We start from the raw sequence: 14,333 nt of genomic DNA on the forward strand, positions 1-14,333 counted from the left end.
CGCGGGCAGCTGCGTCGCTAGCAAGCGAACGCTCCACATCCCGTCAAGTTCAAAGGTGATTCGCGCGAGATAGGCTCACGCAGCAAGTCGACCGGGGACTTTACACCGCTGCGGTTGCGAGCACAAAAAACCCGGCTGAATGGCCGGGTTCAGACCGTCCTGCGGGGCAAGGGTTCGTTTCACTCGCGCCAGAACGATTCATCCGGCCCGTAATAACTCCCGAGTCGGCTCTCGCTGGAGGTTGTTCGACGTAACCAGGCGACGCGGAAGGCGCGCCCTTGAGGACGAAGCGTCCGGCGCCTGCGCCAAGCTGAGCCGGACCGTTCTACCGCAACGCCATCAGCGCCGCGCGATAATCCAGACCGCGTGGATGATGCCTGGAATGTAGCCCAACAGCGTCAGCAGGATATTCAGCCAAAAGGCTCCACCGAAGCCGACTTGTAGAAACACCCCCAAAGGAGGCAGAAGTATCGCGATGATGATTCGGATCAGGTCCATGTGTGTCCCCTCGGGTCTGTGCAGGCTGAAAGCTCACTTGAATCGACCTGATCACGCCTTGGGGGTTCCTTCGGTCTCCGGCGCACAAGCGCAGCAGCAAGCGGAGGGAACGGCAACCGCCGTCGATGGACAGCGGTTGTCAGAACCGAGTGCGGCCGTTTGAGCCGCAGGGGCGCCTACAGGCACCGATAGGGAAGAAACGCAACAGGCGGCGTGGTTGGCCAATCGTTGCGATACGCATCACCTTGTGGGCGGTACGCATTGCCAAACGGCTTCGCTTAGCCTGCTAACTATTACAGAAGCGGCGCAGGCGCTCCATACGCAGAAAGTCGAATCCTTGCGAATGGGCTGGAACTGGCTCCATTTCCATCTGCCAGCGGATCAAGGTCAGTCCTCGGTCGGCGGCGCTCCAGATCGGTCTCGGCGTTTGCGACGAATGTTGATCCACGACAGAACGGCCAGCGCCACCATCAAGCCAGCCATGTTGAAGTTGCCTACCAGCATGTAGCCCAGCCCCGCGATTGTGCAGGTCACCAGTCCGACCCAGCGGACGTACTTCATCATGGCGCCTACCGGTCCGCCCAAGCGCTCTTCGTCATGTCGCGACATCAACCCTGCCTCGCGCGCATGCGTTCCAGTTCCTTGGCGTCGTGGCTGCAGAACAGCGTCACCTCGCCCTTGTGTTCCAGCGACAAGGTCCAGAGTCGATGCTGATTGGACAGGCGCGCCGGACGGTCGACTTCCATCATGCGCTGGTACAAACGCAGGCCCGGCGTGCAGTAACGCTCGGTCTGACCCACTTCGTCGCGGTAGAAATAGGCGTCACCGGCGTGCAACAGCCAGCCGTTGTCGGTCTGCAGCGCGACGCCTGCATGGCCGTGGGTATGGCCGGTCAGCGGGATGAGCAAAAGCTCTGGCGGCAGCCCGCGCAGCTCTTTGACGGCCTGGAAACCGAACCAGTTCTCGCCGCCTGGCTCGTAGAACTGCCAGTTGCGCACCTCGTCCCATTGCCGATGACGGTAGCGCCGATGGCCAATGAAGCTGTGGGTCGAGCGCGCCGCATCCATTTCACGCTGCAGCACGTGGACCTGGGCCTCGGGGAAATCCTCGAGGCCACCGGCGTGATCGAAATCCAGATGAGTAAGCAGGATGTGCCGAACGTCTTCGGGCTTGAAACCAAGCTGGCGCACCTGCTCGAGCGCCGTGAAGCGACGCTCGAACTTGATGTTGTTGAAGGCGATGAAGAACTGGCTGAGGCGCTTGCGCGGCTCCAGCACATCGCAGCTGCCAAAGCCGGTGTCGACCAGCACCAACCCGTGCTGCTCGGTCTCGATCAACAGGCAGTGACAGACCAGGCTGGCGGTCAGCCCATCGCTGAAACCATCGAACAGCTTGCCGCCCACCGGGCACATGCAGCCGCAGTTGAGATGGTGAATACGCATGGAAGACTCCTCATGGAGCGGGCCGGCGCGGCAAACCCGCGCGGATATCAGCCTCGGTTGAATTGTGAGGCCCGATGGCGCCCGAGAGTTCAGACGCCGGTCTCTTGCGGACGATCCGACGTCGTGACGGGAACCTCGCGTCAACTGGACTACCCTCTCTGGTAGTGCCGCGATACCTCGTCGCGCCATCGTCGATTCGGGAGGATCACGCCGATGCGACGCCCCATTGATCGATTGGCCTGGCTGCTGACGCTCCTGACAATATGGCTGGGTATCGTCGGGACGACGCTGGCTGCGGCTCCGGTGACGGTGCTGCGGGTCGACGGCGTGATCGGTCCGGCCAGCGCCGACTACATCACCAGCGGCATACAGCGCGCCGCGCAAACCAATGCGCAGCTGTTGGTGCTGGAGCTGGACACACCCGGCGGGCTGGACAGCTCGATGCGCGCCATCATCAAGGAAATCCTCGCCAGCCCCGTTCCGATCGCTACCTATGTCACGCCCAGTGGTTCGCGCGCGGCCAGCGCCGGCACCTATATGCTCTACGCCAGCCATATCGCCGCGATGGCCCCGGGCACCAACCTCGGCGCCGCCACGCCGGTGCAGATCGGCGGCTCGCCAGGCAGCCCGTCCGAGCAGCCGCCAGACGCCGAAAAGCCTGATTCCACCGACGGCGGCGATGCCATGAGCCGCAAGCAGGTCAACGACGCCGCTGCGTATATCCGTGGCCTGGCGCAGCTGCGCGGGCGCAATGCTGAATGGGCGGAACAGGCGGTGCGCGAGGCGGTGAGCCTGTCGGCCAGCGAGGCACTGGAGCTTAAGGTGGTCGATTACGTTGCCACCGATCTGGATGACCTGCTCGGCAAACTCGACGGCAAAACTATCCAGACCAGCGCTGGCGAGCGAAGGCTACAGACCGCCAACGCAACGCTCGATCACTACGAACCGGACTGGCGGGTGCGCTTGCTGGCCGTAATCACCAACCCCAGCGTGGCGCTGATCCTGATGATGATCGGCATCTACGGATTGATATTCGAATTCTCCAATCCGGGCACGACCGGCGGTGGCGTGATCGGCGGCATCTGCCTGCTGCTGGCGTTGTATTCCTTGCAGCTGCTGCCGGTGAACTACGCCGGGGTAGCGCTGATTCTGCTGGGCCTGGGCTTCATGATCGCCGAGGCGTTCGCGCCCAGTTTCGGCGTGCTCGGCCTGGGCGGTGTCGCCGCATTCGTCACCGGCTCGGTAATCCTGATCGATACCGAGGTGCCGGGCTACGGTATTCCCCTGACCTTGATCGGCACCCTGGCGGTGGTCAGCGCGCTGCTGGTGTTCGCCATCGTCAGCATGGCGCTCAAGGCGCGCCGGCAGCGCGTGGTCAGCGGTGATGCCGAGCTGATCGGTAGCCTGGCGCCGATCAGCCGCGTTCAGGCGGCCGACCCGGCTTGCGGCTGGGTGCTGCTGCAGGGCGAGCATTGGCAGGTCCGCAGCGCGGCTCCCTTGCATCTGGGTCAACAAGTCCGTGTCGTGGCGAGACACGGGCTGCAACTGGACGTCACCGCGGCCGACGCGCCGCCAATCGAGGAGAGGTGAACCATGGGTTTTGAAATGAGCTTCATCGCGGTGCTAGTGCTGTTTTTCGCGCTGCTCGCATCGACCTTCCGCATCTTGCGCGAATACGAGCGTGGCGTGGTGTTCCAGCTAGGGCGCTTTTGGAAGGTCAAGGGGCCGGGGCTGATCATGGTCATTCCCGGCATCCAGCAGATGGTCCGGGTCGATCTGCGCACCCTGGTGCTGGACGTGCCGACGCAGGACGTGATCTCGCGCGATAACGTCTCGGTCAAGGTCAATGCGGTGGTTTACTACCGCGTGCTGGATGCCGAGAAGGCCATCATTCAGGTAGAGGATTACCATTCGGCAACCAGCCAGCTGGCCCAGACCACCCTGCGCGCCGTGCTCGGCAAGCACGATCTGGACGACATGCTGGCCGAGCGCGAACAACTCAACAACGACATCCAGCAAGTGCTCGATGCGCAGACCGACGCCTGGGGCATCAAGGTGGCCAACGTCGAGATCAAGCACGTGGATCTGGACGAATCGATGATCCGCGCCATCGCCCGCCAGGCCGAGGCGGAACGTGAGCGGCGGGCCAAGGTCATTCATGCTGAGGGCGAGCTGCAGGCGTCGGAAAAACTGATGCAGGCTGCAGAGATGCTTGGCCGCCAGCAGGGCGCGATGCAGTTGCGCTATATGCAGACCCTGAGCAACATCGCTGGCGACAAGAACTCGACTATCGTCTTCCCGCTGCCCATGGAGCTGTTGCAGGGTCTGGGCAATCTCACCAAGAAACCCGAGTGAACCACCCTATGCGCATGCGCCGAATCGTACCCGTTACTGCCTTGCTGTCGGTCCTCATGCTCGTGCTTAGCCTGGCCGGCTGCGCGGCGCTCAGTCCGCGCGACCCGCTCAACGTCCAGGTAGCCGGTATCCAGCCGCTGCCCGGTGAGGGTTTGGAGCTGCGCATGGCGGTCAAGCTGCGAGTGCAGAACCCCAACGACATGGCGCTGGAGTACAACGGCGTGGCGCTCGATCTGGAAATCAACGGTCGACGCCTGGCCAGCGGTGTCAGCGATGAGCGCGGCAGCGTGCCACGCTTCGGCGAAACCGTACTGACCGTTCCGGTGACCATTTCGGCGTTCTCCGCCGCGCGACAAGCGCTGGGGCTGGCCGAGGACATCGGCATGGAGGAGGTGCCCTACGTGCTGCGCGGCAAGCTCGCCGGTGGGCTTTTCGGTACGCAGCGGTTCGTCGAGAAGGGGACGCTGGATCTGTCGGGGGCGCTGGCTAATCCCTATCGACGGGCGCCCTGACATTCAGGTCGGCTACAAAACAAAACCCACCGCACCGTTTTTGTTGGCGGCGCGCCCTCGCGACCAATGTAGGCGCCAGCCTACTAACAGAATCAGAGCGTCGAGGCCGAGCCTGAGCCCGCACCGAACCTCACGGCGAACTAGGTCGCCGCTTTAGTCTTCAGCCTGTATCTCCCGCCGAACTGGCCCACTCCGGCCGGCACTGCCCCGCCCGACAACGATGGACTTCGTGGGTCGGGTCTTCTTGCATCAGCTTGCGGGTCACGCCATTGGTCCAGCCGAAACCGTCCTGCAGAGGATATTCCCCACCGGTCGCATGTTCGACGCAAGGCCGCAGCACATACTTTTCCACCAGTTTGCTTTCCCGTTCGAAGAGGTGCGAGACAATGCTCAGCCAGCGCTCTTCGATTTGCAGCGCCAGCGCCTCGTGACCGTAGGCTTGCAACCCACGAATCCCCATCCACTGCAGCGGCGCCCAGCCGTTGGGGCGGTCCCATTGCTCGCCGCTGTCGCCAATCTCGGTCGTTGACAGCCCGCCCGGCGCGAGCAGCCGTTCGCGCACGATGTCGGCAACGCGCGCCGCCTGTTCGGCGCTGGCCAGTTGCACGAACAGCGGCGTCAACGTCGCGGCTGTGAGGTTGCCGCGCGGTTTCTGCAGCGTCCAGTCGTAATCGAAATAGGCGCCGCTCTGCTCGCTCCACAGGTAGCGATCGATAGCCTGCAGGCGCGCCTCGGCACGTTGGCGGAATTCCTCGGCGCAGCCGTGCTGCTTCATGTCACTCAGGCGGGCGATCTGCCGTTCGAGCTTGTAGAGAAAGCAGTTGAGGTCCACCGGAATGATGTTTGTGGTGCGAATGCTCGATAACCGCTGCGGGTCGCCCAGCCAGCGCGAACTGAAATCCCAGCCCGATTCGGCGCCGGCGCGCAGGTCGCGGTAGACCTCATGCGCCGGCCGGCTCGATGAGCGCGCGGTCTCGACGTCTTCGAGGTAGGACTCCTCGCGTGGCGTGTCACGGTCATCCCAGTAACGGTTGAGTACGCTGCCATCGGCCAGGCAGACGCAGCGCCGATGCGCCTCACCGGGGCGCAGATGTTCGCCACCCTCGGTCCAGAAGGCATATTCCTTGCGCAGCTGTGGCAGGTAATCGCTGGCGCGATGCACGCCGGTGTCTTCGAACAGATCGATCATCAGCGCGAACACCGGCGGCTGCGAACGGCTCAGGTAATAGGAGCGATTGCCGTTGGGCACATGGCCGTACGTGTCGATCAGGTAGGCGAAGTTGTCTGCCATCGAACGCAGCAGCTCGCAATGCCCACTCTCGTCCAGGCCGAGCATGGTGAAGTAGGAATCCCAGTAATACAGCTCGGTAAAACGCCCGCCCGGCACTACGTAGTCGTGCGGCAGCGGCAGCAGTGACGAGAATTCCGGGTGCTGGCGTGGATGGCGGGTCAGAACAGGCCAGAGCCGATCGATGTGCTCGCTCAGACTGTCGTTGGGGTTGGCGACGAACTCGCTCGCCGGCAATTCGAACACGCTGAAGTGCTCGCGCACAAAGGCGCGCAGATCGAAATCGGGAGCGCCGGAGCGTGCGCGATAGGCCTCAAGAATGCGCTCGGGATGCTGGCGCGGCGCGCAGTCGACGAAGGTCTTGCTGTCGGGGAACACGCGCTGCGTCTGCACCGCCACGAAGAGTTCCTGATAACGATCCGCCGGGGTCAGGGTATCGGCGGCGGAGACCGCATGCGTGTCGTAATCGAAGGGGCCTTTGTGATCGATATCGGTCATTGCTCGCTGTAATTCCATAGCAGCCCGCCGTCTATCACCAGCGTGGTGCCAGTGATGTAATCGGCCTCGTCGGAGGCAAGGAAAGCCACCGCGCCCGCCACATCGCGTGGCTGGCCGAGGCGGCCGGAGGGGATGTTTTCCAGCAGGCCGGCGAGTTTTTCCGGCTGGTTCATCAGCGAGCGATTAATCGGCGTCTCGATCGCACCCGGCGCGACGTTATTAACGGTGATACCCAACGGCGCCAGTTCGATCGCCAGGTTGCGCATGAGCATTTTCAAACCGCCCTTGCTGGCGCAATAACTGGTGAAGTTGGGGAATGGCAACTCCTCGTGAACCGAGCTGTTGTTGATGATGCGCCCGCCCCGCCCTGCGTCGCGCAGGTATCGCGCAAACGCCTGAGCAGTAAAGAACGGCCCGCGCAGATTGACATTCAGTACCTGGTCGTAATCGGCCTCGCTGGCATCGAGAAAGGCGGCATGCTTCTGCACCCCGGCATTATTGACGAGGATATCCAGGCGGCCCATCTGCTCGACCGCTTGCTCGACCAACCGCTGACATTCGGCGACCACGCCGACATCGGCAGAGATGAAGCAGGCACGCCGGCCTTGCGCGCGGATATGTTCGAGGGTCTCCCGAACGTCGTCGTCATCGTGCCGTCCGTTGATGACCAGATCGGCCCCCGCCTCCGCCAGGCGTACGGCGATACCGCGACCGATGCCCTGCGAGCCACCGGTAACCAATGCAACCTTGTCGTGCAAATTCATCGCAGACCTCATGTGGCTATCGGAGCGCAACGACGCCCCTGAGTCGTTCAGGTGAGACGGGTTGCGGTCGGCTGCGTTCAACCTGTGTGTTTGCCAATTGCTTCAACGGCGCGACCATCGCAGCGGCAGACAAAGGGCCTGCCGCAGGCGCAAAATGTCCGGCTCTCCGTTGCTCCGTTACAGGACCACCATGGCCACCGCCGATCTGCGTAAAGGGTATTTGCTGGGTCTGACGACCTTCTGCATCTGGGGCATGTTCCCGCTCTACTTCAAATCCATCGAGCAGTACGCGGCGCTCGAGATCGTTACCCAGCGCGCCATCTGGTCGGCGGTGTTCGGCACGCTGGTGCTCATGCTCTGGCGGCATCCGGGCTGGTGGCAGGAGCTGCTGGCGCATCCGCGCCGAATCGGCGTGCTGATGATTTCCAGTGTATTGATCGCGACCAACTGGCTGATCTACGTGTGGGCGGTCAACAACGATCACATGCTCGAGGCGAGCCTGGGCTACTACATCAACCCACTGGTAAACGTACTGCTCGGCTTGATCGTGCTGCGTGAACGACTGCGTCCGCTGCAGTGGCTTGCCGTCGCCATGGCGGCGACCGGCGTGCTGCTGCAGCTGGTCACGCTCGGCGACTTTCCTGTGGTCGCGATCGTGCTGGCGCTGAGCTTTGGCAGCTACGGCCTGTTGCGCAAGCAGGCGCCGGTGGCGGCGCTGCCTGGTCTGGTGGTGGAAACCTGGCTGCTGCTGCCGGTCGCCCTGATCTGGCTGTTTTTCTTTGGCAGCGGGCCGACCACCGAATGGTCGTTCTGGACCGAACCCCAGGCACTGTGGCTGGTAGCAGCCGGCCCGGTCACCCTGCTGCCGCTGTTGTGCTTCAACGCCGCGGCACGTCATCTGCCCTATTCGACCCTCGGATTTTTGCAGTACATCACTCCGACACTGTTGCTGATCCTCGCGGTGTGGGTGTTCAACGAGCCCTTCCCTGCCGACCGCCAAGTGGCGTTCATCTGCATCTGGGCCGGGCTGGCGGTGTACAGCTATGACGCCTGGCGGCTGATGCGCAGGAGCGTTGAAGCCTGAGGCGACGCATGCGCCCGTGTAGTTAGCGGTCAGTCCGCCGACTGCAATTTCAGCTCCACCATCAGATCGTCGGCCAGGGTTTCCAGGTGCTGCTGCAACGCTTCCAGCGACAGCTCGGTCGGCACCGCCAGGCGCGCATCGGCATGAAATAGCAATTCGTTGGTCATCGGCGCGGGCAACACATCGGTGTCCAGGCTTTCCAGGTTGACGCCGTGCCCCGCCAGCAGTCGGGTGATGTCGCGAACGATGCCGGGACGATCATTGCCCACCAGTTGCAATTGGATCATCCGCCAGCTGCGCTCGGGCTCTTCGCCGCTGTGCGCGAACACCACGCGGATGCCTTGATGCTCCAGCTGCTGCAACGCGGCGATCAGGTCGGCATGCGCTTCGGCCGGCACCGCAACCCGTAGAATCCCGGCGAACTGCCCGGCCATGCGCGACATGCGGCTCTCCAACCAGTTGCCGCCATGCCCAGCGATGCAATTGGCGATACGTTCGACCAGCCCCGGCTGATCTTCGGCGATGACTGTCAGGACGAGATGGTCCATGTCTGGCTCCTCTTCAGTTGGTTCGTGCGCTACCGGCGAATGCCCAGTGCGCCTGAGCGTGAGTCGTGCACCCATGGAGCCCGGTTCCATAGGTATAGAACAAGGTGCCGGTTTCGCCGCTTTAGCACGGCCAAAATGATCTCTAATGCCGAGCCGTCGACCTGGGCTGACCAAGCGCAACGAACTGCTTTTCCGAACGGCTTCCTGTAGTATCCGCCGACCCGGACTACAAGAAGAATCGTCCGAAGATTTGAAGAACCAAGTGAGGCGAGTAATGACTGAGCGCGTTCAAGTCGGTGGCCTGCAGGTCGCCAAAGTCCTGTATGACTTCGTCAACAACGAAGCGATCCCCGGTACTGGCGTCGACGCCGCGGCCTTCTGGGCCGGCGCCGACAGCGTCATCCATGATCTGGCGCCGAAAAACCGCGCTCTGCTGGCCAAGCGTGACGCACTGCAGGCGAAAATCGACGCCTGGCACCAGGCTCGCGCCGGTCAGACTCACGACTTCGCCGCCTACAAGACCTTCCTGCAGGAAATCGGCTACCTGCTGCCCGAAGCCAAAGACTTCCAGGCCACCACCCAGAACGTCGACGAAGAAATCACCCGCATGGCCGGCCCGCAGCTAGTGGTGCCGATCATGAACGCACGCTTCGCGCTGAACGCAGCCAACGCCCGCTGGGGTTCGCTGTACGACGCCTTGTACGGTACCGACGCCATCTCCGAAGAAGATGGCGCCACTAAAGGCCCAGGCTACAACGAGATTCGCGGCAACAAGGTCATCGCCTACGCCCGCGCCTTCCTCGATGAAGCCGCAGCACTGGAAAGCGGCTCGCATGCAGACTCCACCGGCTACCGCATCGAAGGCGGCAAGCTGGTCGTCGCCCTGAAAGACGGCAGCACCACCGGCCTGAAAGACCCGCAGCTGCTGCTCGGCTTCCAGGGCGACGCCAGCGCGCCGATCGCCGTACTGCTCAAGCACAACGGCATCCATTTCGAGATCCAGATCGACCCGGCCAGCCCCATCGGCCAGACCGACGCCGCCGGCGTGAAAGACATCCTGATGGAAGCGGCGCTGACCACCATCATGGATTGCGAAGACTCCATCGCCGCCGTCGATGCGGACGACAAGACCATCGTCTACCGTAACTGGCTCGGCCTGATGAAGGGCGATCTGGTCGAGGAGCTGGAAAAAGGCGGCAAGCGCATCACCCGCGCGATGAACCCCGACCGCGTGTACAGCAAGGCCGATGGCAGCGGCGAGCTGACCCTGCATGGCCGCTCCTTGCTGTTCATCCGTAACGTCGGTCACCTGATGACCAACGACGCCATCCTCGACAAGGAGGGCAACGAAGTGCCGGAAGGCATCATGGACGGCCTGTTCACCAGCCTCGCCGCCATGCACAACCTCAAGGACAACACGACCCGCAAGAATACCCGCACCGGCTCGGTCTACATCGTCAAGCCGAAGATGCACGGCCCGGAAGAAGTGGCCTTCGCTACCGAGCTGTTCGGTCGCGTCGAGGACGTGCTCAAGCTGCCACGCAACACCCTGAAGGTCGGCATCATGGACGAGGAGCGTCGCACCTCGATCAACCTCAAGGCCTGCATCAAGGAAGCGCGCGAGCGCGTGGTGTTCATCAACACCGGCTTCCTAGACCGCACCGGCGACGAGATCCACACCTCCATGGAATCCGGCCCGGTGGTACGCAAGGCCGCGATGAAAGGCGAGAAGTGGATCAGCTCCTACGAGGACAACAACGTCGACGTCGGTCTGGCCTGCGGCCTGCAGGGCAAAGCGCAGATCGGCAAGGGCATGTGGGCCATGCCCGACCTGATGGCCGGCATGCTGGAGCAAAAGATCGGCCACCCGATGGCCGGCGCCAACACTGCCTGGGTCCCCTCGCCGACCGCCGCCACCCTGCACGCCATGCACTACCACAAGGTCGACGTGTTCGCCCGTCAGGCCGAACTGGCCAAGCGCAGCAAGGCCTCGGTGGACGACATCCTGACCATCCCGCTGGCCAAAGAAACCAACTGGAGCGACGAGGAAAAGCGCAACGAGCTGGACAACAACTCGCAAGGCATCCTCGGCTACATGGTGCGCTGGGTCGAACAGGGCGTCGGTTGCTCCAAGGTCCCGGACATCAACGATGTCGCGCTGATGGAAGACCGCGCCACCCTGCGCATCTCCAGCCAGCACGTGGCCAACTGGATGCGCCACGGCGTGGTCACCCAGGAACAGGTCGTCGAAAGCCTCAAGCGCATGGCGCCGGTGGTTGACCGCCAGAACGAAGGCGACCCGCTGTACCGCCCGATGGCGCCGAACTTCGACGACAGCGTGGCCTTCCAGGCCGCGCTGGAGCTGGTTCTCGAAGGCACCAAGCAGCCCAACGGCTACACCGAGCCGGTCCTGCACCGCCGCCGCCGCGAATTCAAGGCCAAGAACGGCCTGTAACTCGCAAGCCCGCACCAAAGAAACCGCCTTCTGGGCGGTTTCTTTTTGCATGAGAAAACCAGCAACACCCTCATCGAATCAGCCGACGCCCGCAGCCCGCTGCTTCCCCTCGGCGACTAGACTTACGTCCAATGTGCCCTTCCGGACGCACAGCCCACCATTGGCCGCTTGAAAAATGGAAGCGAACCATGAGCAAAGCCGATGCCTTCGCCGAGGCAGGCAAGACTGCCGTGCTGCAGAACATTCACGGGACCATGGAATTTCTGCGCAAGTATCCGCCGTTCAATCAGATGGAACCGGGTCACCTCGCCTATCTGGTCGAAAACTGCCAGCTGCGCTTCTACAGTGAAGGCGACTGCATCATTTCGCCCGATGATGGCATCGTCGAGCACTTCTATATCGTCAAGCAGGGTCGCGTTCACGGCCAGCGACCGCATTCCAGCAAGTGCGGCACCGAAACCACCTTCGAAGTGATCCTCGGCGAATGCTTCCCGATGGCCGCGCTGATGGGTGAGCGCGCAACCCGCACCGGTCATTTCGCCGCCGAGGACACTTTCTGTTTTCTGCTGAACAAGCCGGCCTTCATCAAGCTGGTGTCCAAATCCGCCGCGTTTCGCGACTTCGCCATGCGCGGCGTGAGTAGCTTGCTGGATCTGGTCAACCAGCAGGCGCAGATGCGTGCGGTGGAAAATCTCGGATCTCAATATTCGCTGGAAACCGGAATCGGTGAGCTGGCCTTGCATCATCCCGTTTCCTGCCTGCCCTCGATGCCGCTGAATGAAGCGGTCGCCCTGATGCATGAACACAATGTCGGCAGCATCGTGGTGACCGACGCGGACCTCCACCCCCAGGGCATCTTTACGCTACGCGATCTGCGCCGCGTTATCGGTACCGGCACGATCGATCTGTCGATGCCGATCGCCCAGTTCATGACGCATGACCCGTTCCATCTGCCGCCGGACGCATCTGCATTCGACGCTGCGATTGCCATGACCGAGCGGCACATCGGCCATATCTGTGTGGTGGAGAACGGCTTGCTGCGCGGCGTCATTTCCGAGCGCGATCTGTTCTCGCTGCAGCGCGTCGATCTTGTTCATCTGGCGCAGGCCATTTCTCATGCCGATAGCGTCGAGACGCTGGTGATCATTCGCAGCCGTATTCAGCAATTGGTGGACAACATGCTGGCGCACGGCGCCTCGTCCACCCAGATCACCCGCATCATCACGCTGCTCAACGATCACTCGGTCTGCCGGGTGATCGAGCTGGCCATCGACGCGCTGGGCAATCCAGGCGTCCCCTTTACTTGGCTGTGTTTCGGCAGCGAGGGCCGGCGCGAGCAGACGCTGCATACCGACCAGGACAACGGCATTCTTTTCGAAGCCGAGGACGCGGCTGAAGCCGCACATATCCGTGGACGACTGCTGCCGCTCGCCGAGCGCATCAACCAGGACCTCGGCACCTGCGGCTTTACCCTGTGCAAGGGCAACATCATGGCTGGCAACCCGCAGCTGTGTTTGTCGCGGCAGGAGTGGCGTCGGCGCTTCAGCTCGTTCATCCGAGAGTCGACGCCAGAGAACCTGCTCGGCAGTACCATCTTCTTCGACCTGAGAGCGGTCTGCGGCTCCAGCGATGGCTGTGAGCGGCTGCGCAGCGACCTGCTCGACGAGATTGCAGAAAATCGGCTGTTTCAGCGGATGATGGCCGAAAATGCGTTGCGTCACCGACCACCAGTAGGCCGGTTCCGTGACTTCGTCATGACCCGCAAAGGCGACGGCAAGGCGACGCTGGATCTCAAGGTGCAGGGCCTGACGCCCTTCGTCGATGGTGCCCGGCTGCTGGCGTTGGCCAATGGTATCGCCAGCACCAATACGCTCGACCGGCTGCGGCAGCTGGTGGAAAAGCAGGTCATCGACGAAAAAGACGGCGCAGCTTACGAAGAGGCCTACCATTTCATCCAGCAGACGCGCATGCAGCAACACCAGCAGCAGGCACGCGAGGGGCGGCCATATTCCAACCGGCTCGACCCTGACACCCTGAACCACCTAGACCGTCGTATCCTGCGCGAATCCTTCCGTCAGGCCCAGCGCCTGCAGAGCAGCCTGACCCTGCGTTATCAGTTATGAACATGCCTTGGTTCAACATGCGTGGTCCGGTATTGGACCTTGAACAGCTGCAGCGACGCGACCGGCTACCCGTGCCGGCGACGCCCGCTACCTGCCCACTCAGTGAAACGCGTCTGGTGGTGCTGGACCTGGAAACCAGCGGGCTGGATATGCGCCGCGACATCGTTCTGTCCATTGGCGCGGTTGTCATCGAGAACGGCGGTATCGACCTGGGCCAGCAGTTCGAGTCGACGTTGCTGCGACCGGCTCAGAAAATCAGCGAGAGCGTACTGATTCACGGCATCGCGCCGAGCGAGTTGGAAGCCGGCGAAGATCCCGCCGAAGCGTTGCTGGATTTCATGGAGTTCGTCGCTGACAGCCCGATTCTGGCGTTTCATGCCGGTTTCGATCAGCGCATGCTGGCTCGCGCGCTCAAGCAGACGCTCGGCCACAAATTGCGTCATCCGTTTCTCGACGTGGCCGAACTCGCGCCGATGCTGTGTCACGACAATCGACCGCGACAGAACGGGCTGGATGACTGGTGCAGTCGTTTCGGCCTGCAAGTGCTGCAGCGTCACCATGCCAGCGCCGACGCGCTCGTAACGGCCGAGCTGGCGCTGATCCTGCTCAGTAAGGCGCGCCGGCAAGGACTGGATAGCTTGGCGGCGCTGAATCAGCGGCTGACTAATTGGCGTCGGCGCCAACAGGCGCAATTGATGTAGCACCGCCGCACACGAATCTCTCCGGATCCGCCGCGTAACCGATAGCCAGTCGTTGCACCGATGAC

General features: G+C 62.6%; 13 protein-coding genes. 7 read left to right on the forward strand and 6 right to left on the reverse strand.

The annotated features are described in order from the left end of the window. Nucleotides 1–339: 339 nt before the first annotated feature. From V6943_RS02200 to V6943_RS02210, 3 genes are all read right to left on the reverse strand, one after another. A complete protein-coding gene (locus V6943_RS02200) occupies nt 340–498 on the reverse strand; it encodes a YqaE/Pmp3 family membrane protein (RefSeq protein WP_131649596.1) in 159 nt (52 codons plus the stop codon). Nucleotides 499–885: 387 nt separating this feature from the next. Further along, nucleotides 886–1,107, reverse strand: coding sequence for a hypothetical protein (locus tag V6943_RS02205; RefSeq protein WP_131649595.1), 222 nt, complete (start codon nt 1,105–1,107; stop codon nt 886–888). Beyond that, nucleotides 1,107–1,940 (reverse strand): MBL fold metallo-hydrolase, encoded by an 834-nt coding sequence (locus V6943_RS02210; RefSeq protein ID WP_340552480.1) that lies wholly within the window; start codon nt 1,938–1,940, stop codon nt 1,107–1,109. The genes V6943_RS02205 and V6943_RS02210 overlap by 1 nt, the downstream gene beginning before the upstream one ends. A 213-nt stretch (nt 1,941–2,153) precedes the next feature. On the opposite strand from V6943_RS02210, the gene V6943_RS02215 reads away from it, so the two are divergent. The 3 genes from V6943_RS02215 to V6943_RS02225 are packed head-to-tail and all read left to right on the forward strand — an operon-like array spanning nt 2,154 to nt 4,807. Continuing rightward, entirely contained in the window at nt 2,154–3,530 is a 1,377-nt protein-coding gene (locus tag V6943_RS02215; RefSeq protein ID WP_340552481.1) for an NfeD family protein, read from the forward strand. Between the two features lie 3 nt (nt 3,531–3,533). Then, nucleotides 3,534–4,295, forward strand: a complete 762-nt coding sequence (locus V6943_RS02220) for a slipin family protein (RefSeq protein ID WP_445324102.1) — start codon at nt 3,534–3,536, stop codon at nt 4,293–4,295. 14 nt (nt 4,296–4,309) lie between these two features. Further along, nucleotides 4,310–4,807 (forward strand): LEA type 2 family protein, encoded by a 498-nt coding sequence (locus V6943_RS02225; protein ID WP_340553014.1) that lies wholly within the window; start codon nt 4,310–4,312, stop codon nt 4,805–4,807. Between the two features lie 160 nt (nt 4,808–4,967). Here the strand turns inward: V6943_RS02225 and treF are convergent, their stop codons facing one another. Together treF and V6943_RS02235 are read right to left on the reverse strand one after the other, a co-directional pair. Then, complete coding sequence (gene treF, locus V6943_RS02230; protein ID WP_340552482.1) at nt 4,968–6,593, reverse strand: alpha,alpha-trehalase TreF; 1,626 nt, start codon at nt 6,591–6,593, stop codon at nt 4,968–4,970. Beyond that, nucleotides 6,590–7,357, reverse strand: a complete 768-nt coding sequence (locus tag V6943_RS02235) for an SDR family NAD(P)-dependent oxidoreductase (protein WP_340552483.1) — start codon at nt 7,355–7,357, stop codon at nt 6,590–6,592. The genes treF and V6943_RS02235 overlap by 4 nt, the downstream gene beginning before the upstream one ends. 190 nt (nt 7,358–7,547) lie before the next feature. Between V6943_RS02235 and rarD the strand changes: the two genes are divergently transcribed. Then, nucleotides 7,548–8,441: an EamA family transporter RarD gene (rarD, locus tag V6943_RS02240; protein ID WP_340552484.1), complete on the forward strand. Its 894-nt coding sequence runs from the start codon at nt 7,548–7,550 to the stop codon at nt 8,439–8,441. 29 nt (nt 8,442–8,470) lie between these two features. Here the strand turns inward: rarD and V6943_RS02245 are convergent, their stop codons facing one another. After that, nucleotides 8,471–8,989, reverse strand: a complete 519-nt coding sequence (locus tag V6943_RS02245; protein WP_340552485.1) for a glycine cleavage system protein R — start codon at nt 8,987–8,989, stop codon at nt 8,471–8,473. 274 nt (nt 8,990–9,263) lie between these two features. Here V6943_RS02245 and V6943_RS02250 point away from each other — a divergent pair, with 274 nt between their 5' ends. The 3 genes from V6943_RS02250 (at nt 9,264) to V6943_RS02260 (ending at nt 14,268) form a co-directional block, all read left to right on the forward strand. Further along, entirely contained in the window at nt 9,264–11,444 is a 2,181-nt protein-coding gene (locus V6943_RS02250) for a malate synthase G (RefSeq protein WP_340552486.1), read from the forward strand. 188 nt (nt 11,445–11,632) lie between these two features. Beyond that, nucleotides 11,633–13,567, forward strand: a complete 1,935-nt coding sequence (locus tag V6943_RS02255) for a putative nucleotidyltransferase substrate binding domain-containing protein (protein WP_340552487.1) — start codon at nt 11,633–11,635, stop codon at nt 13,565–13,567. Beyond that, nucleotides 13,564–14,268 carry a 3'-5' exonuclease gene (locus V6943_RS02260; protein ID WP_340552488.1) on the forward strand — a complete coding sequence of 235 codons (705 nt, stop codon included), beginning with the start codon at nt 13,564–13,566 and terminating at the stop codon, nt 14,266–14,268. The genes V6943_RS02255 and V6943_RS02260 overlap by 4 nt, the downstream gene beginning before the upstream one ends. Nucleotides 14,269–14,333: the final 65 nt, after the last annotated feature.

The sequence above is a fragment of the Pseudomonas sp. CBC3 genome, from assembly GCF_037967085.1.
In the GTDB taxonomy this organism is placed as follows: Bacteria; Pseudomonadota; Gammaproteobacteria; order Pseudomonadales; family Pseudomonadaceae; genus Stutzerimonas.